This is a genomic window from Streptomyces sp. DH37 (assembly GCF_029813835.1).
Classification (GTDB): Bacteria; Actinomycetota; Actinomycetes; order Streptomycetales; family Streptomycetaceae; genus Streptomyces.
Map to the genome: position 1 here is coordinate 13,022 of NZ_JARVKV010000036.1, position 20,061 is coordinate 33,082.

Here is a 20,061-nt window from a genome sequence, read left to right on the forward strand (position 1 = left end):
CATGACCCACACGATCTCCCGGGGCAAGGGCAGCCGCACCATCCGCACTGCCGTAGCCATCGGTGCGGCCACCCTCGGGCTCGTCGCCCTCTCCGCCTGCGAGAAGCCGACTCCCCGAGCGACCGTGACCGTCGGCGCCGACAGCGTGTCCACGGAAGCCGCCTGTTACGAGGACAACGAGAAGATCTCCCAGGACAAGGTCCTCTCCTGCGCCAAGCAGGAGACGGACACCTCCATCACCGTCGGCGAGGGCGACCTGCTGCGCATCGGCGTGGATCCCGAGATGGCCGAGGACGGCTGGGTGCTGTTCCTCGACGGCCAGCCCGCGGTGACCGACCGGATCGGCAAGACGTACCGCAGCTTCTCCGGCGACGCCTTCTTCCAGAACGGCGAGCAGGGGCAGGGCGGCGAGCCGCAGTCGGTGCAGCTGAGCATCGTCGAGTACGACGGCAGCGACTACCGGGGCGTGTGGAACGTCGAGCTCAAGCGCGAGAGCGGGCACTGAGCCCGGTCCGGTCCCGCCGCCCCGCCGCGTCCGTCCTGGTCGTCACGGCCGTGCCCGCGGAGCGTGACGCGGTGGCGGTCGCGTGCGCCCCGGCCGGCATCGACGTGCTGGCCGCGGGCGCCGGGCCCGCCGCCGCGGCGGCCCGTACCGCCGTGGCGCTGGAGCGCCGCGCGGCGGAGGGCCGCCCGTACGGCCTGGTGGTCTCGGCGGGCATCGGCGGCGGCTTCGCCCCGCTGGCCCCGGTCGGCTCGGTGGCGGTCGCCTCGGAGATCGTCGCCGCGGACCTGGGCGCCGAGACGCCGGCCGGGCCCGAGCCCTTCGCCTCCGTCGCCGAGCTGGGCTTCGGCACCGCCGTCCACCTGCCGCCCGAGGGCCTGGCGCGGGCCGTCGCGGAGGCGGCCGGCGCGGCGTACGGCCCGGTGCTGACGGTCTCCACGGCCACCGGCACCGCCGAGCGGGCCGCGCTGCTGGCGCGGCGGCATCCGGGCGCGCTGGCCGAGGCGATGGAGGGCTTCGGCGTCGCGGAGGCGGCGGCGGTCTGCGGGGCGGCCGTGCTGGAGGTCCGCGCGGTCTCCAACGCGGTGGGCCCGCGCGACCGCGCCGCCTGGCGGTTCGCGGAGGCGCTCGACGCCCTGACCGCGGCCTTCGGCAGGATCGTTCCCGTACTCGACGGTTGGAGGGACCATGACCGGCGCCAGGACTGAGCGGCCGCTGCGGACCGCGTACTCCCCCTGCCCCAACGACACCTTCGTCTTCCACGCCTGGGCGCACGGCCTGGTGCCGGGCGCGCCGGAGCTGGACGTGACGTTCGCGGACATCGACGTCACCAACGGCATGGCCGAGCGCGGCGAGCTGGACGTGCTGAAGGTCTCCTACGCCGTCCTGCCGTGGGTGCTGGAGGAGTACGCGCTGCTGCCGTGCGGCGGCGCGCTGGGGCGCGGCTGCGGCCCGCTGGTGCTCACCCGGGAGGCGGGGACGGAGGCCGGTCTGAGCGGCGCGACGGTCGCGGTGCCGGGCGAGCGCTCGACGGCGTACCTGCTGTTCCGGCTGTGGGCGGCCGAGCGGGTGCCGGGCGGGGTCGGGAGGATCGTCGTGCTGCCCTTCCACGAGATCATGCCCGCCGTGCGCGACGGCCGGGTCGACGCCGGGCTGGTCATCCACGAGGCGCGCTTCACGTACCAGGACTACGGCCTGCACCGGCTGGCCGACATGGGCGAGCACTGGGAGGAGACCACCGGGCTGCCGATCCCGCTGGGCGCGATCGTCGCCAGGCGCTCGCTGGGCGCGCGGACGCTGCGCGCGCTCGCCGACGCGGCCCGCGCCTCGGTGCGGATGGCGTGGGACGACCCGGAGGCGTCACGGCCCTACGTGCTGGAGCACGCCCAGGAGATGGACCCCTCGGTCGCGGAGCGGCACATCGGCCTGTACGTCAACGAGTTCACCGCCGACCTCGGCGAGAGCGGCTACGCGGCGGTGCGCGGACTGCTCACGCGCGCCGCGGCCGAGGAGCTCGTGCCGCCCCTCGGCCGCGGCGCGCTGGACTTCGTGTAGGCCCGTACCGCGGCCTGCGCGGGGGCGCGGGCTGGGACCCGCGCCCCTCGGACGTCGGGCTCGGACGTCGGGCTCGGACGCCAAGCTCAGACGTCGAGCTGGTCGGCCACGACGCGGAGCATGCCCGCGATCTTGTGGCCCTGCTGGCGGTCGGGGTAGCGGCCCCGCTCGAGCTGCTGCGCGACCCCGTCCAGCAGCGTGGTGAGGTCCTGCACGATCGACGCCAGCTCGTCCGGCTTGCGCCGCTGGGCGGCGGCCACGGAGGGGGCCGGTTCCAGCAGGGTGACCGAGAGGGCCTGGTCACCGCGCTGGCCCGCGACGACGCCGAACTCGACGCGCTGGCCGGGCCTCAGCGTGGCCACCCCCTCCGGGAGCACCGACGAATGCACGAAGACGTCACCGCCGTCGTCGCGGGAGAGGAAGCCGAAACCCTTCTCACTGTTGAACCACTTGACCTTGCCGGTAGGCACGTCTGTCCTCGTCCTCGTAATTCGTCCGGATGTCACCGGGCTACGACTTCTCGAAAAACCAAAGGTCTCAAAGGTCTGCACAAGACTATGGCGGGCCCGTGACCCGCCGTCACCAAGATTAATGATCCGCGCCCCGGTGACAAGACGCCCCGGGCCGGCTCCCCCGTGTCCCGCGCGTGTCTTCCCACGGAACTACCCTGTCCCGGTGACCAGTGAAACGTCCCGTCCGGGAGATCTGCTCGTCCGCGTCGGCGCCGCCGTCTTCGTCGTGGGCGCGGTGGCCACCCTCGCGACCATCACCCCCCTCTTCCTCGGCTCCGACCCGCTGCCCACGGCCGCGTACCTCGTCAGCATGCTGATGGGCGTCGGCTTCGCGATCGCCGGCGCCGGAGTGCTGCGGTCGATCGCGGCGCAGCGGCGCGAGGCGCGCTCGGAGGCCCGCCCCCGGCCGCACGGCTAGCGCGGGCCCGCCGCGGCCCGGGCGGGCCCGCCGGACCCGCTCAGGCCGCCGCGTACGCCTCCAGCCAGGCGGGGAACGCCGTCAGGTCCTCCAGCACCACGTCGGCCCCCGCCGCCCGCAGCTCCTCCGCGCCGCACGGGCCCGTCGGCACCGCCACCGACAGGGCCCCGGCCGCCCGCGCCCCGCGCACGTCGCCGAGGTGGTCGCCGACGTAGACGCCCGCGCCGTGCTCGACCAGCGCCTCCGCCTTGGCCTCCGCCCACAGCCAGCCGATCACCGCGTCCGGCGCGATGCCCAGGTGGTCGAGGTGGAGCTTGGCGTTGGGCTCGTGCTTGGCGGTGACCACGATCGCCCTGCCGCCCGCCCGCCGCACCGCCGCCACCGCCTCGCGGGCGCCGGGCATGGGGAGGGCCGGCCCGATGCCGTGGCGCACGTACAGCTCGCGGTAGCGCGCGCCCACCTCGTCGAGCGCCTCCCTGGGGAACCAGTGCGCCAGTTCGACCTCCAGCGGGGGGCCGAGACGGGTGACGGCGAGGTCGGCGTCGATGTACGTGCCGGTCTCGGCCGACAGGGCCAGATAGGTCGCCCGGATGCCGGGACGGGAGTCGATCAGCGTCATGTCGAGGTCGAAGCCGACCGTCACCGCGCGAGAAGCCATGTCCCTCATTGTGCAACCTCTCGGCAGAGTGGTTAGGCTCGCCTAACCTGAGTGGGTCGGTCCCCGTCCCGCCCGTGCTCTTCCCGTCCCGTACGTCCGAGGTGCAGATGCCCGTCGCCCCAGTGCCCGCCGCGCTCGGCGGCGTCCCGCGCCGCGCGCGGACGGCCCGCCGGCTGGGCTGGGTGGCGGCGGCCTCGGCCGCCCTCGCCCTCGCCGTGGTGCTGAGCCTGGCCGTCGGCAGCCGCACCATCGCGCCGGGGGCGGTGTACGAGGCGCTGGTGCACGGCGGCGACGGCCCCGCCGCCCAGGTGGTGCGGACCATGCGGGCGCCGCGCACCCTGCTGGCGCTGCTGGTCGGCGCCGCGCTCGGGGTGGCCGGCTGCGTGATGCAGGGCCTGACCCGCAACCCGATCGCCGAGCCCGGCATCCTCGGCGTCAGCCAGGGAGCGGCGCTGGGCGTCGTCCTGGCCATCGCCTTCGCCGGGGTGCACACGCTCTCCGGGTACGTCTGGTTCGCCTTCGCGGGCGCGGGGGCGGCGGGCGTGGCCGTCTACGTGATCGCCGCGCGGGGGCGGGCGGGCGCGACGCCGGTGAAGCTGGCGCTGGCCGGGGCCGCCGTCAACGCGCTGCTGTACTCGGTGGTGGCGGGTGTGCTGACCACGCGGGCCGCCACCCTGGACGAGTTCCGCTTCTGGCAGGTCGGCTCGGTCGCCGGGCGCGGCACGGAGGTGATCGGGCAGGTCTGGCCGTTCCTGGCGGCGGGCGCGCTGCTGGTGCTGGCCGCCGCGCGCGGCCTGGACGCGCTGGCGCTGGGCGAGGACGTGGCGAAGGGCCTGGGGCAGAACACGGCGGCCGTACGGATCACCGGCGGCCTCGGGGCCACCGTCCTGACCGGCGCGGGGGTCGCCGCCGCCGGTCCCATCGCCTTCGTCGGCCTGGCCGTCCCCCACCTCGCCCGCGCCCTCGTCGGCTCCGACCACCGCTGGCTGCTGCCCGTGACCGCGCTGCTGGGGCCGGTGGTGCTGCTGGTGGCGGACGTGGTGGGACGGATCGTGGTGCCGCCGGGCGAGGTCCCGGCGGGCGTGATGACGGCGCTGATCGGCGTGCCGTTCCTGGTGGCGCTGGTGCGCGGGAAGGCGGTGGGGTCGTGACCGCGGCGGACACCGCCCGCGAGGCGCCGGCCAGACCCGCCGGGTACGGCCTGGTGCGCCGCGGGCGCGCCTCGTTCCTCGTCCACCGCCGGTCGGCGGCGGTGACGGCCGTCCTCGCCGCCGCGCTGGCCGCGGCCGTCGTCGCCGCGCTCTCCCTCGGCGAGACCGCCACCGCGCCCGCCGAGGTGGTGAAGGTGCTGCTGGGGCGGCCCTCGCCGGACGAGCTGGTGGTGGGGACGCTGCGGCTGCCGCGCGTGGTCGTCGGGCTGCTGGTGGGCGCCGCGCTCGGGGTGGCGGGCGGGCTGATCCAGACCGTCGCCCGCAACCCGCTGGCCAGCCCGGAGATCATCGGCGTCACCCACGGCGCCGCCGCCGTGACCGTCGGCGCGATGACCTTCGGCCTGACCTCGTACGCCCTGCTGCCCTACCTCTCCGTCGCGGGCGGGGTGCTCGCCGCCGCGCTGATCTACGTCTTCGCCTGGCGGCGCGGCATCCACGCGGCCCGCTTCGTCCTCATCGGCCTGGGCTTCTCCGTCGCGCTGCGCTCGGTCACCCAGCTGTTCATGACCAAGGGCGACTTCCTCGCCGCCCAGCAGGCCCAGGTGTGGATGACCGGCTCGCTCAACGGGCGCGGCTGGGAGCAGGCCGCGCCCCTGGGCTGGGTGCTGCTGGCCGTGCTGCCCGCCGTGCTGTGGTGCTCCCGCGCCCAGCGGGAGGTGGCGCTGGACGACGACACCGCCACCGCCCTCGGCGTGCGGCTGGGCCGCGCCCGGCTGGGACTGACGGCGACCGGGGTCGTCCTGGCCTCGGTGGCCACCGGGGCGGCCGGGCCGGTGGACTTCGTGGCGCTGCTCTCCCCGCAGATCGCCCGCCGGCTGACGCGCACCGCGCGGATCCCGCTGCTCGCCACGGCCCTGCTGGGCGCCCTCACCGTCACCCTGGGCGATCTGCTGGCCCGCAGGCTGTTCGCGCCGGTGGAGCTGCCCGTCGGGGTGCTGACGGCGGCGATCGGAGCGCCCTACCTCATCTGGCTGATCGCCCGTAGCCGCACCGGAGGCGGAGCATGACGACCGACATGCCGACCGAGTCGGCGGACACGGCGGACACGACAGCGGACGGGACCGGGACCGGAACCGGGACCGCGAGCAGGCTGTCGGCCCGCGACCTCACGCTCGCCTACGAGGACCGCACGGTCGTCGACGGCCTCGACCTCGACGTGCCGGACGGCCGCGTCACCGTCATCGTCGGCCCCAACGCGTGCGGCAAGTCCACCACGCTGCGGGCGCTGGGACGGCTGCTGAGGCCCCGGCGCGGCGCGGTGCTGCTGGACGGCCGGGAACTGGACCGCATCCCCACGCGCCGGATCGCCCGGTCCCTGGGCCTGCTCCCCCAGGCGCCGGTCGCACCCGAGACGATCACCGTCGCCGACCTCGTCGCCCGGGGCCGGCAGCCGCACCAGCGCTGGTGGCAGCAGTGGTCGGAGGCCGACGAGCGGGCCGTCACCGACGCCATGGCCCGCACCGGCGTCGCCGACCTGGCCGCCCGCTCCGTGGACGAGCTGTCGGGCGGGCAGCGGCAGCGCGTGTGGATCGCGATGGCGCTCGCCCAGGAGACCGAGCTGCTGCTGCTCGACGAGCCGACGACGTACCTCGACATCGCCCACCAGGTGGAGGTGCTCGACCTGGTGCGGCAGCTCAACCGGGAGCGGGGGCGCACGGTCGTGATGGTCCTGCACGACCTCAACCAGGCCGCCCGCTACGCCGACCACCTCGTCGCGATGCGCGAGGGCCGGATCGTCGCGCAGGGCCCGCCGGGCGGGACCGTCACCGCCGCCCTGGTCCGCGAGGTCTTCGGCCTGGAGGCCGTGGTCGTCCCCGACCCGGTGACGGGCGGCCCGCTCGTCGTCCCCGGCGCCCCCTGGGACTCCCCCGCCGCCCCCGCTCCCGCCCCTGCATCCGCACCTGCCCCTCTCAGCGTCCGAAAGGCGAACCCATGACCCTCGACACGGCCCCCGGCCGCCGCCGTACGCCCGCCGCCACCGCCGTGGTGCTGGCCGCCGTCCTCGCCCTGTCCGCCTGCGGCTCCGGCTCCGGGACGGGGGACGACACCGCCGGGGAGGGCACCCGGACCGTCATGACCGCCCACGGGGAGGTCCGGGTCCCCGCCGACCCCCGGCGGGTGGTCGTCCTCGACACCGCCGAGCTGGACTCGGCCATAACCCTCGGCGTGAAGCCCGTCGGCTCCACCCGCTCCGACGTGGCCTCCGGCTTCCTGAAGTACCTGCCGCGGGAGAAGGTCGAGGGCATCGAGAACGTCGGCAACATCATGGCGCCCAACCTGGAGCGGATCGCGGCGCTGAAGCCGGACCTGATCCTGGGCAGCGACGTCCGCGACAAGGACCGCTACGACGAGCTGTCCGAGATCGCCCCGACCGTCTTCACCGAGTCCACCGGCGCGCCCTGGAAGGAGAACTTCCTGGTCCACGCCGACGCCCTGAACAGGAAGGACGAGGCGCGGAAGGCCGTCGAGGCGTACGAGGCGAAGGCGGCCGAGGTCACCGAGGCCCTCGGCGGCCGGGAGAAGGCCGGGGAGCTGACGGTGAGCGTGATCCGCTTCGTCGAGGGCGCGGACACCCGCGTCTACGGCAGGGAGAACTACATCGGCTCGATCCTCGCCGACGTCGGTGTGGACCGCCCGGCCATCGCCGACAAGGCCCCCGACGGCTTCTCGGTCGACGTCAGCCCGGAGAAGGTCGACCAGGGCGACGCGGACGTCGTCTTCTACACCTCCTACGGCGATCCGGGGAAGTCCGGCGAGGAGAACGCCGTCGGCGGCGCGCTGTGGAAGGGCATGGACGCGGTGCGGAACGGCCGCGCGTTCCGCGTGGACGACGAGACCTGGATCCAGGGCATCGGTTACACCGCCGCCGACACGATCCTGGAGGAGATGCGGAAGCTGCTCGCCGAGGGCTCCCGGGGCTGACGCCCGCCGGCCGCGGCGCGGGGAAGTCCGCCGCGGCCTCCCTCCTCCCCCTCCGCGCTCCGCGGCGCGGCGTGGCCGGCGGCGCCGGCGCGGGCTACCCCTTCGGCCGCCGCGCCCGCCACAGCAGGTAGAGCGCGCTGGCGACGGCCGCCGCGCGCAGCGCCCACGGCCAGGAGGCGGCGATCTCGTCGCCCAGCGCGCCCCGCGCGATCGGCTCGCCCCAGCGGCCCTCGGTACGGCCCCACAGCCACACCAGCCCGGCGGCCGCGACCGCGCCGGGCACGACCGTCACCGCCCGCCTGGCCTCCCGGCGGCTCAGCCGGGGCGACCACCAGGCCGCCAGCCAGCCCAGGCCCAGCGGGATCAGCGAACCGGCGACCGCGCCCGCCACCAGCAGGGCGGCGGCCAGCAGCTCCACCACGCCGCCCGCCCTCGGCACGCGGCCGGCGCCCGCGCCCGCCGCCTTCGCCGTACGTGCCGTGCGCGGGCGCCTCAGGCGCGCCCACCGCTTCCCCCGGAGCGCGACCGGGAGCTCCCCGGCCACGCCCTCCTCGGCCGCGGCCCTCTCCGCCCTCGCCCTCGCCTCCGCCTGGGCCCTCGCCTCCGCCTGCGCCCTCGCCTCCGCCGGGTCCGGCGGCCGATCCAGCATCTCCGGCAGCTCGATCCCGCCGACGAAGCCCCCGACCGGCCGCTGGCCGCCCGGCGCGTACCGGGGGCCGCCCGGTCCGCCGCGCCACCAGTCGGGGTCGCTCTCCCGCGGTCCCAGCTCACCGGCGGGCGCCAGGTGGGGCGGCGAGGCGGCGGTCGGGGATGCGGTCGGGGAGGCGGACGACGCCCCGCCCTCCGGGGTCTCCTGCACGGGCTGCGGCCCCCTGGGCTGCGGTACGGGGACGCCCGTGCCGGCGACGACGTCCTCGGGCCGCCCGATGCCGTCCAGGATCCGGCGCACCCCGGCCACGGTGTGCGCGCCGCCCGCCTCCGCGCGGCGCCGCTCGATGTCGGCGCGCACGCCGGCCACCAGGCTCGCCCGCTCGGCGGCCGTCATGGTCGTGCCGTGCGCCAGATCGCCGATCCGGCTCAGATAGTCGAAGACGAGCTGCTCGCTCTCGATCCCCACCGAACACCCCAGCGCTCACCGGACTCTGGCACCCGTACGCACCCGTACGTCCACGACCGTACCCCGCGCCGCCCGCGGCCAGAACCGATCGCCACGGGGTGCCGGTACCGTGGTACGGATGACCACCGAGCCCGAAGCGCGGCGCCGAGCGGCCCCCCGCACGCTCGCCGACGAGCTGCGCTCCCGCTCCGACGACGCGCTCGCCGCCCTGCTGCGGGCGCGCCCGGACCTGCTCTCGCCCCTCCCCGGCGACCTCTCCCAGCTGGCCACCCGCGCGGGCGCCCGCGCCTCGGTGCTGCGGGCGCTGGAACGGCTGGACCGCTTCGCCCTCCAGGTCGCCGAGGCGCTGGCCGTGGCGCCCGACCCCTGCCCGTACGGGGAGCTGGCCGCCCTGCTGCCCGGCTGCGGGGACGAGCTGCCGCGCGCGCTGGGCCTGCTGCGCGAGCGTGCGGTGGTCTGGGGCGGCGACGACCGGCTGCGCCTGGTGCGCACCGCCCGCGAACTGCTCGCCCCGTCCGCGAGCGCCCCGTCCCGGACCGGTCTGGGCCCGTCCCTGGCCGAGGCCACGTCCGGGATGTCGCCCGGCCGGCTCCAGGAGATCCTGGCCGCCGCCGGGCTGCCCGCCACCCACGACCCGGTCAGCGCGCTGGCGTCCCTGACCGGGCTGTTCGGCGACCGGGAGCGGATGGACGCCCTGCTGGGGGAGGCGCCGGAGGAGGCGCGGGGGATGCTCGACAAGCTGATGTGGGGACCGCCCTACGGCGAGGTCTCCGCCTCCCCCTCGCCCCCGGTCCGCTGGCTGCTGGACCGCGGGCTGCTGCTGCCGGCCGCGCCCCGCACGGTCGTCCTGCCCCGCGAGGTGGCCCTGCATCTGCGCGGGGGCCGCGCCCACCGCCGTCCGGAGCCGCTGCCGCCGGCCGTCGGGCCGGGCCGCACCCACCCGCCCGCGGTGGCGGACGCCGCCGCCGCGGGCCAGGCGCTGGCCGCGCTCGCGACCGTCGAGGAGCTGCTGACGCTGTGGGGCACGGCCTCGGACGCGCCGCCCGTGCTGCGCGCGGGCGGTCTGGGCGTACGGGACCTCAAGCGCACCGCCGTCGCGCTCGACGTCCCCGAGCCGGTCGCCGCCTTCTGGATCGAATTGGCCTACGCCGCCGGACTGCTGGCCTCCGACGGCGAGGCGGACGAGCGGTACGCGCCCACCCCCGCGTACGACGCGTGGCTGGAGGAGCCGCCCGAGCGGCGCTGGACGCGCCTGGCCCGCGCCTGGCTGGCGGCCACCCGGCTGGCCGGGCTGGTCGGCGGGCGCGACGCGCGGAACCGGACGCTCGGCGCGCTCGGCCCCGGTCTGGACCGCGGCCTCGCGCCCGAGCTGCGCCGCCGCGCGCTGGGCCTGCTGGCCGCCGAGCCCGAGGGCACGGCCCCCGACGCCGACGCGGTGGCGGCCCGGCTGGACTGGGAGTGCCCGCTGCGCGGCGGCGCGGAGCTGCGCGGCCGGATCGTGCGGTGGACGCTGGCGGAGGCGGAGCTGCTGGGCGTGACCGGACGCGGCGCGCTGGCGTCGTACGCGCGCCCCCTGCTGGACGAGGACTCCCCGGCGGACGCCGCCGGGGGCGCCCCTCAGGACAGGGGCCGGGACAGCGATCAGGACAGCGATCCGGACGATCAGGACAGCGGCCGGGAAGCGGCCGCGTCCCTCCTGGCCCCCCTCCTCCCCGAGCCGCTGGACCACGTGCTGCTCCAGGCCGACCTGACGGCCGTCGCCCCCGGCCCCCTCCGGCGCCCCCTGGCCGAGACGCTGGGCGTGCTGGCCGACGTGGAGTCCAAGGGCGGCGCGACCGTCTACCGCTTCACCCCCGAGTCGGTGCGCCGCGCCCTCGACGCGGGGCGCGACGCCGCCGAGCTGCACTCCTTCCTGGCCGCCCACTCCCGCACGCCCGTCCCGCAGCCGCTGACGTACCTGATCGACGACGTGGCGCGACGGCACGGGCGGCTGCGGGTGGGCGCGGCCGGCTCGTACGTCCGCTGCGACGACGACGCGCTGCTGGCCGAGATCGCCGCCGACCGCCGCGCCGCCTCCCTGGGCCTGCGGCTGCTGGCGCCGACGGTGCTGGCGGCCCAGGCGGATCCGGTGACCCTGCTGGAGCGGCTGCGGGCGATGGGGTACGCGCCGGCCGCCGAGTCCGCCGAGGGCGACGTGGTGGTCCACCGCCCCGACGCCCTGCGCACCCCGCCGCGCACCGCGCCCGAGCCGGTGCCGGACGGCCCGCCGGACCCCGGCGCCGCACTGCCGGCCGCGGCCGTACGCGCCATCCGGGCGGGCGACCTGGCGGCCGGCGGCGCACCGCACACCCCCCGCCGTCCCGCCCCGGCGGCCCCCGACGGCCGCCCGCCGCGCACGCCCGCGGCCGACACCCTGGCCACCCTGCGCGCCGCCGCCCGCCGCGGGACGCCGGTGTGGATCGGCCACGTGGACGCCGACGGCACCGCGGGCCGGCGCGTCATTGAGCCCGTCCGCGTCGAGGGCGGCTTCGTCACGGCGTACGACCACACCGCCGAGGAGGTCCGCACCTACCCGCTGCACCGCATCACGGGCGCGGCGGACCCGGCGCCCTCCCCCGAACCGGACGGCTGAGCCCGGTCCGTGCCGCCCGCGCCCGCCGCGCGCGGGCCGCATGTCGGTCCGATGGGGCACACTGGACGGTCGGCCCGTGCGCGAACGCGCCGATCGCGCGCCGGAGCAGCCGTAGGCAGGAGGACCCCCACGTGACCGGACCGCTCATCGTCCAGAGCGACAAGACCCTGCTGCTGGAGGTCGACCACGAGCAGGCCGACGCCTGCCGCCGCGCCATCGCCCCCTTCGCCGAGCTGGAGCGGGCGCCGGAGCACATCCACACCTACCGGCTGACGCCGCTGGGCCTGTGGAACGCCCGCGCCGCCGGGCACGACGCCGAGCAGGTCGTGGACGCCCTGGTCACCCACTCCCGCTACCCGGTGCCGCACGCGCTGCTGGTGGACGTGGCCGAGACGATGGACCGCTACGGCCGGCTGCGGCTGCTCAAGCACCCCGTCCACGGGCTCGTCCTGGAGACCTCCGACCGGCCGGTGCTGGAGGAGATCCTGCGGTCCAAGCGGATCCAGCCGCTGGTCGGCGCCCGGATCGACCCCGACACCGTCGCCGTGCACCCCTCCGAGCGCGGCCAGATCAAGCAGGCGCTGCTCAAGCTGGGCTGGCCCGCCGAGGACCTGGCCGGCTACGTGGACGGCGAGGCGCACCCGATCGAGCTGGACGAGGACGGCTGGGCGCTGCGCCCGTACCAGCGGCAGGCCGTGGAGAACTTCTGGCACGGCGGCTCCGGCGTCGTCGTCCTGCCCTGCGGCGCGGGCAAGACGCTGGTGGGCGCGGGCGCGATGGCCACGGCGAAGTCCACCACGCTGATCCTGGTGACCAACACCGTCTCGGCCCGGCAGTGGAAGCACGAGCTGGTCCGGCGCACCTCGCTGACGGAGAGCGAGATCGGCGAGTACAGCGGCGCGAAGAAGGAGATCCGCCCGGTCACCATCGCCACGTACCAGGTGCTGACGACGAAGCGGAAGGGCGTCTACCCGCACCTGGAGCTGTTCGACTCCCGCGACTGGGGCCTGATCGTCTACGACGAGGTGCACCTGCTCCCGGCGCCGGTGTTCAAGTTCACCGCCGACCTCCAGGCCCGCCGCCGCATCGGCCTGACGGCCACGCTGGTGCGGGAGGACGGCCGCGAGTCCGACGTCTTCTCCCTCATCGGCCCCAAGCGCTTCGACGCGCCGTGGAAGGAGATCGAGGCGCAGGGCTACATCGCCCCCGCCGACTGCGTGGAGGTCCGCGTGGACCTCACCGAGTCCGAGCGGCTGGCGTACGCGACGGCCGAGCCGGACGAGAAGTACCGCTTCTGCTCCACCACCGCCTCCAAGCAGCGCGTGACCGAGGCGCTGGTGCGCCGCCACGCCGGGCAGCAGACGCTGGTCATCGGCCAGTACATCGACCAGCTCGACGAGCTGGGCGAGCACCTGGACGCGCCGGTGATCAAGGGCGACACCGGCAACGCGCGGCGCGAGAAGCTGTTCGACGCGTTCCGCTCGGGCGAACTGTCGGTGCTGGTGGTCTCCAAGGTCGCCAACTTCTCCATCGACCTGCCCGAGGCCACGGTCGCCATCCAGGTCTCGGGCACCTTCGGCTCCCGCCAGGAGGAGGCCCAGCGCCTGGGCCGCGTGCTGCGCCCGAAGGCGGACGGCCACGAGGCCCGCTTCTACTCGGTCGTCGCCCGCGACACCGTCGACCAGGACTTCGCGGCCCACCGCCAGCGCTTCCTGGCCGAGCAGGGCTACGCCTACCGCATCGTGGACGCCTCGGAGCTGCTCGCGGGCGACGAGGAGCCGGACGGGGTGGGCTAGCCTCCGGGTTCCACCACGGAACGAGGAGGTCGCCGATGCGCGGACCGTACCCGCCGGCCGAGCCGTACGAGACGGGCCTGCTCGACGTGGGCGACGGCCACCGCGTGTACTGGGAGGTCTGCGGCGCCCCGGACGGCAGGCCCGCCGCGGTCGTCCACGGCGGGCCGGGCTCCGGCTGCGGGGAGGGGGCGCGCCGCCTCTTCGACCCCGAGCGGTACCGGGTGGTGCTGTTCGACCAGCGCGGCTGCGGCCGCAGCACCCCGCACGCGAGCGACCCGGCCGCCGACCTGCGGCACAACACCACCTGGCACCTGGTGGCCGACATGGAGCGGCTGCGCGAGCACCTGGGCATCGACCGGTGGCTGCTGTACGGCGGCTCGTGGGGCTCCACGCTGATCCTCGCCTACGCCGAGCGGCACCCGGAGCGGGTGTCGCACGTCGTGATCTCCGGCGTCACCACCACCCGGCGCACGGAGACCGACTGGCTCTACCGGGGCGTGGCCCGGTTCTTCCCCGGGGAGTGGGAGCGCTTCCTCGCCGGGGCCGGAGCCGGGGCCGGCGTACCGCGCGACGCCACCGCGGCCGAGCTGATCGGGGCGTACGCGCGCCTGCTGGAGCACCCCGACGCGGCGGTGCGCGAGCGGGCCGCGGCCGAGTGGTGCGCCTGGGAGGACGCCGTCCTGTCCGGCGAGACGGACGGCGCCGCCAACCCGTACGGCGACCGCCCCTCGGCCGCCCGGCTGGCCCTGGTGCGCATCTGCGCGCACTACTTCTCCCACGGCGCGTGGCTGGAGGAGGGCGCGCTGCTGCGCGACGCGGGGCGGCTGGCGGGCATCCCGGGCGTCCTGGTGCACGGCCGGGCCGATCTGAGCAGCCCGCTCGACACCGCCTGGGAGCTGTCCCGCGCCTGGCCGGACGCGGAGCTGACCATCGTCGCCGCCGAGGGCCACCTCGGCGGCGCCGCCACCCGCACCCATGTGCTGAACGCGCTGGACCGCTTCGCGGGGCGGTGACGGTGCGCCGCGGACCGGGGCCGGGACCGGGGCCGGTCCCGGCTCGGACACGGCGGCGTCATGGCGGCGTCGCGGCGGCGTGATGGCGGCGTCACGGCCTCCCGGCCGGTCCGCCGTGCTCATGGCGAGGAGGCGGGAGGAGTCCGTCCGCGTGCCGGGCCGGCGGGGCCGGGCGCCGTCCGGTGCCCCGGCTCCCCTCCCGCCGCAGGCGCCACGCCGCGTACGCCATCAGCCCGAGGGCCAGGGGCGGGTAGGGGGAGGCGAGGGGCTGCTGCCACCAGGGCAGGTGCAGGTCCAGGTCGCCGGAGTGCGGGACGAGCCAGTGCGTGCGGGCCGTGAAGAGCACGGCGACGGCGGCGGCGACGGTGACGGCGGCGCACGGCGGCCACCGCCTGCCCGGCGGGACGGCGGCGGTCAGGACGGCGAGCAGCGGCACGCACCACACCCAGTGGTGGGACCAGCTGATCGGCGAGACCAGCACCGCCGTGCCCGCGACGGCCAGCACCCCCCAGCTCTCCCGTCCCCGCAGGTGGGCGCGGCGGGCGAGCCACAGGCCCAGCAGCCCGGCGACCGCCGTGGGCACCGCCCACCACAGACCGGGCTCGGGGGTGTGGAGGAGGCGGGCGGCCATTCCCTGGAGGGACTGGTTGTCGACGATCCACGCCTTGCCGACGCGCCCGGTCTCGAACATCCGCCGGGTCCAGAAGTCCACGCTCGCGCCCGGCAGGACGGCCGCGCCGAGCGCCGCCGTCCCGGCGAAGCCCGCCAGCGCCGTCAGCCCGGCCCGGACGCGGCCGGTCAGCAGCAGGTGGACGGCGAAGATCGCGGGGGTGAGCTTGATCCCGGCCGCGACGCCGATGGCCAGGCCCTTGCCGCGGGCGCCGTCCGGGCGACCGAGGTCCCACAGGACCAGGCAGGCCAGGGCGAGGTTGATCTGCCCGAAGACCATGGTCTGGAAGACCGGTTCCAGCCACAGGCCCACCGCCGTGGCGGCGATCAGCGTGGCGGGGGAGGTCCGCCGCCCGGCCAGGCGCAGGGAGAGGTGGACCAGCAGCGCGAGCAGCAGGACGTTGCCGGCCGCGAAGAGGGCCTGGACGGCGGGCAGCGGGAGCAGGGCGGTGGGGACGAACAGCAGGGCGGCGAAGGGCGGGTAGGTGGCGGGCAGGTCCCACTCGGTGACGGTGAAGCCGTACAGGTCGCGCCCCTCGACGACGGCCAGGCCCTCGGCGCGGTAGACGAGGACGTCGACCAGCGGGCCGGGCTGCGCCGCGCAGACCGCCGCGAGCGCGGCGAGGGAGAGCGCCAGCAGGGCGGCGGCCGCGTACGTACGGCGGTCGCCGCGCCCGCCGAGCGCGCCGCGTATCCGGGCGCGGGCGGTACGGGGGGCACGGGCGGTACGGGCCGGGCGTTCGGCTTCGGTGCCGGTGTCGGGTGTGGGCGCAGCCGGCACTCGGCCACCTCCTGGGTTCCGGTCCGTCGGTCGACGGTCGTCCTTCGGTCGTCTGCGGTCACCGCCGCGGGGCGACCCTAACCGACGGCCCGGTGCGCCCGGCCGGCGTCAGGCGCGGGACGCGGGCTCGTGCGCTCTCCCGTCGCGCGTTCCGCGGTCCCGGTCCCGGTCCTGATCCCGGTCCCGGTCCTGGTCCTCTTCGCGCGCCTCCGCGTAGTCGCCGAGGACCGCGACGTCGAACGCCGCGGCGGCGAACACGGAGATCGCCCGGACGGCGTCGCCCAGCAGGTGACGGCGGTGGCGGTGGCCGCCGTCGCCGCTGCGCGCCTCGAGGGCGGCGAGCGCCGTGGCGCCCGTGGTCTGGCCGCCGGATGCCTGGGGAGGGATGGGTGCGCTGTTCATGACTCCACGGGTTCGCGGTCGTTTCGCCCTGTTGGTCCCTATCCATCCTAGGTCCCACCACGGGTTTCCTCCGCCCGCAACTCGACTCGTCCGCTCTTCCCGCGTGCGGGGGATATTCGCTCGCCCGCCGGGAAGGGCGGGGCTAGAATCACGCGTCTCCCGCCTCCCGCGCCACGGCACCGCAGGGCATGCGTTCCGCGTGCCATCGTGCCGCCGTGCCGCCGGGGAGGAGCCGGCCGGTCGGTACCGGCCGGCGGACCGCGCTCCCGGCGGCCGTGCCGGTGTCGGCTCCCGCCGGCGTACGCGGTCCCCTCCGACCCTGTCGTCCACCGCACCCGGCGTGCGGCGCGGCCGCACATCCGAGCGGTGCGCCGCACCGCCGTCGTGCGCGCTCCCGCAGGAGGCCAGCCCGTGCCCGCGCACGCCCCCGACCACCACACCGACCGGCCCGGCCCGCTCGATCCGCTCGATCCGCTCGATCCGCTCGATCCGCTCGAACGCGAGCGCGCCCACCTGGCCGCCTCCCGCACCGCGCTGCGCGCCATGCGCCACGACGTCGAGTCGCTCGACATCAGGGACGTCACCGCCAACTGGGTGAACGCCGAGGTGCTCCAGCGCCAGATCGACGCCCGGATCGAGGCCCTCGCCGACCTCGCCGACACCCCGCTGTTCTTCGGCCGCCTGGACTGCACCGGCTCCCCGGGCTCCCCCGGCTCCCCGGACGAGGACGATCCGGGCGCGGCCCGCTACTACATCGGCCGCCGCCACGTCCACGACGCCGACGGCGACCCGATGGTCATCGACTGGCGCGCCCCCGTCTCCCAGCCCTTCTACCGCGCCTCGAAGAAGGACCCGCAGGGCGTCGGCCTGCGCCGCCGCTTCGGCTACACCGGCGGCGAGCTGACCGCGTACGAGGACGAGCGCCTGTCCGACCCGGACGAGGCCGAGAGGACCAGCGACCTGCTCAGGCGCGAGATCGAGCGCCCGCGCGTCGGCCCGATGCGCGACATCGTGGCCACCATCCAGCCCGAGCAGGACGAGATCGTGCGCACCGGCATCGACGGCACCGTGTGCGTCCAGGGAGCGCCGGGCACCGGGAAGACGGCCGTCGGCCTGCACCGCGTGGCGTACCTGCTCTACGCGCACCGCGAGCGCCTGGCCCGCACCGGGACCCTGGTCATCGGCCCCAACCGGTCCTTCCTGCGCTACATCGAGCAGGTCCTGCCCGCGCTGGGCGAACTGGCGGTGCGGCAGGCCACCGTGGAGGACCTGGTCACCGCGGCGACGGGCGTGGAGGTACGCGGCGCCGACGACCCGGAGGCCGCCCGCGTCAAGGGCGACGCCCGCATGGCCGAGGTGCTGCGCCGCGCGGTCCGCTCGGGCGTGACGATGCCCACCGAGCCGTGCGTCGTCGTCCGCGGTTCGCGCCGCTGGCGGATCCCGGCGTACGAGTTGGAGGAGATCGTCCGCGAGCTGCTGGACCGCGGCATCCGCTACGGCGCCGCCCGCGAGGCCCTGCCGCAGCGCGTCGCGCACGCCGTGCTGACGCGCATGGAGCGGTCGGGCGAGGCCCCGGACGACCGGGTGCAGGACGCGGTGGCGCGCAACGCGGCGGTGAAGGCCGTGGTCAGGGCGGTGTGGCCGGAGGTCGATCCGGCGAAGCTGGTGCTGCGGCTGCTGTCGGACGCCGACTTCCTGGCGGCCTGCTCCGAGGGGATCCTCACCGACGAGGAGCGCAAGGCGGTCCTGTGGACGAAGCCGCCGCGCGGGGTGAGGTCGGCGCGGTGGTCGGCGGCCGACGCGGTGCTGATCGACGAGGCGGCGGACCTGGTGCGGCGCACCCCCTCGCTCGGCCACGTCGTCCTGGACGAGGCGCAGGACCTCTCCCCCATGCAGTACCGGGCGGTGGGCCGCCGCTGCACCACCGGCTCGGCGACGGTGCTGGGCGACCTGGCGCAGGGCACCACGCCCTGGGCGACGGCGAGCTGGTCCGAGGCCCTGTCCCACCTGGGCAAGCCGGACGCGGCGGTGGAGGAGCTGACGCAGGGCTTCCGCGTGCCGCGCGAGGTCATCGCGTACGCCTCCCGGCTGCTGCCGCACATCGCGCCGGGCCTGTCCGAGGCGACCTCGATCCGCGAGGCGGCGGGCTCCCTGCGGGTGCGGGCCGCGGCGGTGGGCGAGCTGGACGGCGCGGTGGTGGCCGCCTGCCGCGAGGCGCTGGGGCGGGAGGGCTCGATCGGCCTGATCGCCGCCGACGCCCGCGTCCCCGCCCTGGCCGGGGCGCTGGACGCGGCCGGGATCCCCCACCTCGTCCCCGGGACGGAGACGGACGCCGGCACCCGCCTCACCCTCGTCCCCGCGACGCTGGCCAAGGGCCTGGAGTACGACCACGTGGTCCTGGACGAGCCCGCCGCCGTCGTCGACGGCGAACCGGACGAACGCACCGGCCTGCGCCGCCTGTACGTGGCCCTGACGCGCGCGGTCTCCGGCCTCACGGTCGTCCACGCCGCTCCCCTGCCGGAGCCGCTGCGCGGCGGGGGTGACGCCTGATGGCGCTCCCCCGCGCGGACGCCGCGGGCGCCTGGACGCTCGGCGACCTGACCGTCAACCGGATGGGCCTGGGCGCGATGCGCCTGACGGGCAGCGGCGCCTTCCACGACGGCACGCCGAGCGACCGCGACCGGGCGGTCGCCGTACTGCGCCGCGCCGTCCACGAACTCGGCGTGAACCACATCGACACCGCCGCCTTCTACTTCTCCTCCCTGCGCTCGGCCAACGAGCTGATCGGCCGGGCGCTGGCCCCGTACCCGGAGGACCTGGTCATCGCCACCAAGGTCTGGCCGGGCCGCGACCCGTCGGGCGAGTGGTGGTGGGCCCGGCCCGACCAGCTGCGCGGCCAGGTCGAGGAGAACATCCGCCAGCTCGGCCGCGAGCACTTGGACGTGGTGAACCTGCGCGTCCCGCCGAGCCGGCGGAACGGCTCGGTCGCCGAGCACTTCGGCGCGCTGGCGGAGTTGCGCGACGCCGGGCTCGTCCGCCACCTCGGCCTCTCCAACGCCACGGCCGGGCAGCTCGCGGAGGCGCGGGCCGTCGCGCCGGTGGTGTGCGTGCAGAACGCCTACGGCATCGGCGCGGCGGAGCCCGGGGACCGCGCGCTCCTGCGCCTCTGCGGGGAGTCGGGCATCGCGTTCGTGCCGTTCTTCGCGATCGCCGGGGAGCGGCGTGAGGCGGGCGCGGGCGGGACCGAGGGCGAGGCCGTGCGCGCTGTCGCCCGCGCGCACGGCGCGACGCCCGCGCAGGTACGGCTGGCGTGGACGCTCCGGCAGGGCCCGCACGTCCTGGCGATCCCCGGCACCGGCGACCCGGACCACCTGGTGGAGAACGTCGCGGCGGGCGCGCTGCGCCTCACGGACGAGGAGATGGCCCGCCTCGACTCCCCGGAGGCCGGAGCCGGCGCGGCGGCGGCCCGTTCCGGCGCGGGGCGAGCGCCGGCCCCGGCGGAGGCGTCCCACCCCGGGGAGGAGGGGGACCGATGACCGGCACGGCGGTGGGACGGGCCGGACGGCCGGGGGGAGGCCGAGGCGGCTTGCCGGCTCCCGCTCGCGGCGATCGCCGCCCGGGCCGCCGTCCGGGTGCCGGACGCGTTCGTCGTCGCCCCCGCCGGCTTCGGGGAGATGCGTGACGGGACGGGACGGGACGGGGCGGGACGGGACGGGGCATGGGCGGGACGGCGCGGGACGGCGCGGTCGTGCGGGCCGCCGTACCGCCGTCGCGAACCGGCCGACGTACGCGCCCGGGCGGAAGGCGCGCTCGCCGCGCCGGGACCGCATGGGCCCGGCCGCCTCGCGCGGGCGGCGCAGCTCCGCGCCGTAGG

18 protein-coding genes are annotated in these 20,061 nt (G+C 76.7%); 13 read left to right on the forward strand and 5 right to left on the reverse strand.

All coding sequences use genetic code 11. The annotated features are described in order from the left end of the window. The first annotated feature begins 1 nt into the window (after window position 1). The 3 genes from QC029_RS18515 to QC029_RS18525 are packed head-to-tail and all read left to right on the forward strand — an operon-like array spanning window position 2 to window position 2,056. Window positions 2-505, forward strand: coding sequence for a DUF2771 domain-containing protein (locus QC029_RS18515; protein ID WP_279556810.1), 504 nt, complete (start codon window positions 2-4; stop codon window positions 503-505). Continuing rightward, window positions 502-1,209 (forward strand): futalosine hydrolase, encoded by a 708-nt coding sequence (locus QC029_RS18520; RefSeq protein ID WP_279556847.1) that lies wholly within the window; start codon window positions 502-504, stop codon window positions 1,207-1,209. The genes QC029_RS18515 and QC029_RS18520 overlap by 4 nt, the downstream gene beginning before the upstream one ends. Next, window positions 1,190-2,056, forward strand: a complete 867-nt coding sequence (locus QC029_RS18525) for a 1,4-dihydroxy-6-naphthoate synthase (RefSeq protein ID WP_279556811.1) — start codon at window positions 1,190-1,192, stop codon at window positions 2,054-2,056. Before QC029_RS18520 ends, QC029_RS18525 begins: the two co-directional genes overlap by 20 nt. Window positions 2,057-2,142: 86 nt before the next feature. On the opposite strand, the gene QC029_RS18530 is transcribed toward QC029_RS18525, so the two are convergent. Beyond that, entirely contained in the window at window positions 2,143-2,526 is a 384-nt protein-coding gene (locus QC029_RS18530) for a cold-shock protein (protein ID WP_279556812.1), read from the reverse strand. Between the two features lie 205 nt (window positions 2,527-2,731). Here QC029_RS18530 and QC029_RS18535 point away from each other — a divergent pair, with 205 nt between their 5' ends. Then, a complete protein-coding gene (locus tag QC029_RS18535) occupies window positions 2,732-2,986 on the forward strand; it encodes a hypothetical protein (protein ID WP_279556813.1) in 255 nt (84 codons plus the stop codon). Window positions 2,987-3,026: 40 nt separating this feature from the next. Here the strand turns inward: QC029_RS18535 and QC029_RS18540 are convergent, their stop codons facing one another. After that, entirely contained in the window at window positions 3,027-3,644 is a 618-nt protein-coding gene (locus QC029_RS18540; protein ID WP_279556814.1) for an HAD family hydrolase, read from the reverse strand. A 107-nt stretch (window positions 3,645-3,751) separates the two neighbouring features. Here QC029_RS18540 and QC029_RS18545 point away from each other — a divergent pair, with 107 nt between their 5' ends. Genes QC029_RS18545 through QC029_RS18560 form a run of 4 tightly spaced genes read left to right on the forward strand, consistent with a single transcriptional unit; the run spans window position 3,752 to window position 7,777 of the window. Continuing rightward, window positions 3,752-4,795, forward strand: coding sequence for an iron ABC transporter permease (locus QC029_RS18545; RefSeq protein WP_279556815.1), 1,044 nt, complete (start codon window positions 3,752-3,754; stop codon window positions 4,793-4,795). After that, complete coding sequence (locus QC029_RS18550) at window positions 4,792-5,862, forward strand: iron ABC transporter permease (RefSeq protein WP_279556816.1); 1,071 nt, start codon at window positions 4,792-4,794, stop codon at window positions 5,860-5,862. The genes QC029_RS18545 and QC029_RS18550 overlap by 4 nt, the downstream gene beginning before the upstream one ends. Continuing rightward, complete coding sequence (locus QC029_RS18555) at window positions 5,859-6,791, forward strand: ABC transporter ATP-binding protein (RefSeq protein ID WP_279556817.1); 933 nt, start codon at window positions 5,859-5,861, stop codon at window positions 6,789-6,791. The genes QC029_RS18550 and QC029_RS18555 overlap by 4 nt, the downstream gene beginning before the upstream one ends. After that, window positions 6,788-7,777: an iron-siderophore ABC transporter substrate-binding protein gene (locus QC029_RS18560; RefSeq protein WP_279556818.1), complete on the forward strand. Its 990-nt coding sequence runs from the start codon at window positions 6,788-6,790 to the stop codon at window positions 7,775-7,777. The genes QC029_RS18555 and QC029_RS18560 overlap by 4 nt, the downstream gene beginning before the upstream one ends. Before the next feature lie 94 nt (window positions 7,778-7,871). Here the strand turns inward: QC029_RS18560 and QC029_RS18565 are convergent, their stop codons facing one another. After that, window positions 7,872-8,894, reverse strand: a complete 1,023-nt coding sequence (locus tag QC029_RS18565; protein WP_279556819.1) for a hypothetical protein — start codon at window positions 8,892-8,894, stop codon at window positions 7,872-7,874. 118 nt (window positions 8,895-9,012) lie between these two features. Between QC029_RS18565 and QC029_RS18570 the strand changes: the two genes are divergently transcribed. From QC029_RS18570 to pip, 3 genes are all read left to right on the forward strand, one after another. Further along, window positions 9,013-11,526, forward strand: a complete 2,514-nt coding sequence (locus tag QC029_RS18570) for a helicase-associated domain-containing protein (protein ID WP_279556820.1) — start codon at window positions 9,013-9,015, stop codon at window positions 11,524-11,526. Between the two features lie 131 nt (window positions 11,527-11,657). Continuing rightward, a complete protein-coding gene (locus tag QC029_RS18575; RefSeq protein WP_279556821.1) occupies window positions 11,658-13,322 on the forward strand; it encodes a DNA repair helicase XPB in 1,665 nt (554 codons plus the stop codon). A 35-nt stretch (window positions 13,323-13,357) separates the two neighbouring features. Continuing rightward, complete coding sequence (gene pip / locus QC029_RS18580; protein WP_279556822.1) at window positions 13,358-14,335, forward strand: prolyl aminopeptidase; 978 nt, start codon at window positions 13,358-13,360, stop codon at window positions 14,333-14,335. A gap of 91 nt (window positions 14,336-14,426) precedes the next feature. Here pip and QC029_RS18585 read toward each other — a convergent pair whose 3' ends face one another. Together QC029_RS18585 and QC029_RS18590 are read right to left on the reverse strand one after the other, a co-directional pair. Then, window positions 14,427-15,644 (reverse strand): glycosyltransferase 87 family protein, encoded by a 1,218-nt coding sequence (locus tag QC029_RS18585; protein WP_279556848.1) that lies wholly within the window; start codon window positions 15,642-15,644, stop codon window positions 14,427-14,429. Window positions 15,645-15,893: 249 nt separating this feature from the next. Next, window positions 15,894-16,187 carry a hypothetical protein gene (locus QC029_RS18590; RefSeq protein WP_336621598.1) on the reverse strand — a complete coding sequence of 98 codons (294 nt, stop codon included), beginning with the start codon at window positions 16,185-16,187 and terminating at the stop codon, window positions 15,894-15,896. 543 nt (window positions 16,188-16,730) lie between these two features. Here QC029_RS18590 and QC029_RS18595 point away from each other — a divergent pair. Both QC029_RS18595 and QC029_RS18600 read left to right on the forward strand, forming a co-directional pair. After that, window positions 16,731-18,737 (forward strand): ATP-binding domain-containing protein, encoded by a 2,007-nt coding sequence (locus QC029_RS18595; protein ID WP_279556849.1) that lies wholly within the window; start codon window positions 16,731-16,733, stop codon window positions 18,735-18,737. Next, the gene (locus QC029_RS18600) at window positions 18,737-19,723 is read left to right on the forward strand and encodes an aldo/keto reductase (protein ID WP_279556823.1); all 987 of its coding nucleotides are present in this window, start codon (window positions 18,737-18,739) and stop codon (window positions 19,721-19,723) included. Before QC029_RS18595 ends, QC029_RS18600 begins: the two co-directional genes overlap by 1 nt. The last annotated feature ends 338 nt before the right edge of the window (window positions 19,724-20,061 follow it).